1 protein-coding gene is annotated in these 1,908 nt (G+C 35.4%); it reads left to right on the forward strand.

The window, feature by feature from the left end:
* Window positions 1-1,863: type ISP restriction/modification enzyme (locus tag MCY_RS06570; RefSeq protein WP_007347583.1), on the forward strand; the 1,863-nt coding region annotated here is incomplete at its 5' end.
* Window positions 1,864-1,908: the final 45 nt, after the last annotated feature.

Below are 1,908 nucleotides of genomic sequence, written 5' to 3' on the forward strand. Positions count from 1 at the left end.
AAGAATACTCCCTATCCGATATTAGATGATCGCATTCGTGAAACCTATGCTACTCAATCCAAAGTAACGAATATACGAGCGCTTTATGATAGTTACATTCGTGCCATTCGCTGGGCTAGTGACCGTATTGATAACGCTGGGGTAATTGGTTTTGTTTCTGGGTCTGGTTACATAGACAAGCCAACAATGGACAGTTTGCGAAAATCTTTAGCCAAAGAATTTACAAGTATTTATGTACTTAATTTACGGGGGGATATACGTAAAAATATGATGAATAAAAATAACGCTCAAGAAGGAGAGAATGTTTTTGGCAACGGAAGTATGACGGGTATTGCTGTAACCTTGTTTATCAAAAATCCCAATGTGACTGAATCATGTAAAATTTACTATCACGACATTGGTAGTAATCTTACAACTAAAAGGAAACTTGAGATCCTTGACGAATTTTGCAGTATTGATGGTATTACCCATGAACAAGGCTGGCAACTTATTATACCAAACGAGCATGGCGATTGGATTAATCAACGGGATGATAGTTTTGCTAACTTTCTAACTTTAGGTAATAAGAGTAATAATAAGAAGAAGAAGGAAAATAATAAAAAACTTTTTGAAATTTATTCTTGTGGTTTAAAAACTAATCGTGACGTTTGGACATACAATTCAAGTCGTGAATGCTTAGCAAAAAACATGAATAACATGATCACGTTCTATAATAACGAAGTGGAACGTTTTGATGATGCTTATTCACACGCCGATCATAAAACGCGTACAAAGGCTGTAAATGATTTTATCAATACGAATGCCAAAAAAATCAGTTGGAGTCGTGCACTTAAACAAGAGTTAGCAAAAGGGAAAGTTTTTAAATTTGAAGAGATATGCCTTACTCGAAGTTTGTATCGTCCTTTTACCAAGCAGTGGCTTTATTATAATCGCAGTTTCAATGAAATGGTTTATCAAATGCCGCGGATATTCCCAATGGGAAAGGTGGTTGAAAATAAAGTGATACAAGTTACAGGTATAGGAGCAAGTAGTTTTTCTGTACTTATGAATACGGATATACCTAGCTTAGATTCAATCGAAAAATGTCAATGCTTTCCACGCTATATTTACGAAGATACTGAATCTTTAAAAAATAAAAATGAGAAACAATCCCATTTATTTACGTATTCTACAGAAGCAAACACAACAGCTGGTTTACAGAAGCGTGATGCTATTACGGATGAAGGATTAGCACATTTTAAAGCTACTTATCCTAATGAAACCATAACAAAAGATGATCTATTCTATTATGTTTACGGTTTGCTTCATTCGGAAGATTATCGTGCTCGTTATGCTGATAACCTCTCTAAAGAATTGCCTCGTATCCCTTGCGTAAAGAGTGCTGATGATTTTTGGAAGTTTGTGACAGCAGGGCGTGAACTGGGGCATTTGCATGTGAATTATGAAGATATAGAGCCTTATCCAGTGACCTTTAAAAAGGGCAATCCAAAACAGACTGATATCTCTAATCCAGAAAAATTCTATTATGTGACTGAAATGAAATTTGCAAAAATTAAGAATAGTAAGGAAAAAGATAAATCTACAGTTTTTTATAACAGCAATATCACAATAACAGATATCCCTCTTGAAGCTTATGAGTATATCGTCAATGGTAGACCCGCTCTTGAATGGGTTATGGGGCGTCAATGCGTTAAGACGGATAAAAAGAGCGGCATTGTTAATGATGCCAATCGCTATGCTGTTGAAACCGTTGGAAACCCTGCCTACCCTCTAGAGTTGTTTCAAAGGGTTATTACCGTAAGTTTAGAAACCATGAAAATCGTGAAAAAACTACCAAAATTGGAAATTAGAGAAACTGAATAACTTATAAAGCATGCTCACATAATGGTTATGATAAACGCATAAGGG

The sequence above is a fragment of the Bartonella rattimassiliensis 15908 genome, assembly GCF_000278215.1.
Classification (GTDB): domain Bacteria; phylum Pseudomonadota; class Alphaproteobacteria; order Rhizobiales; family Rhizobiaceae; genus Bartonella; species Bartonella rattimassiliensis.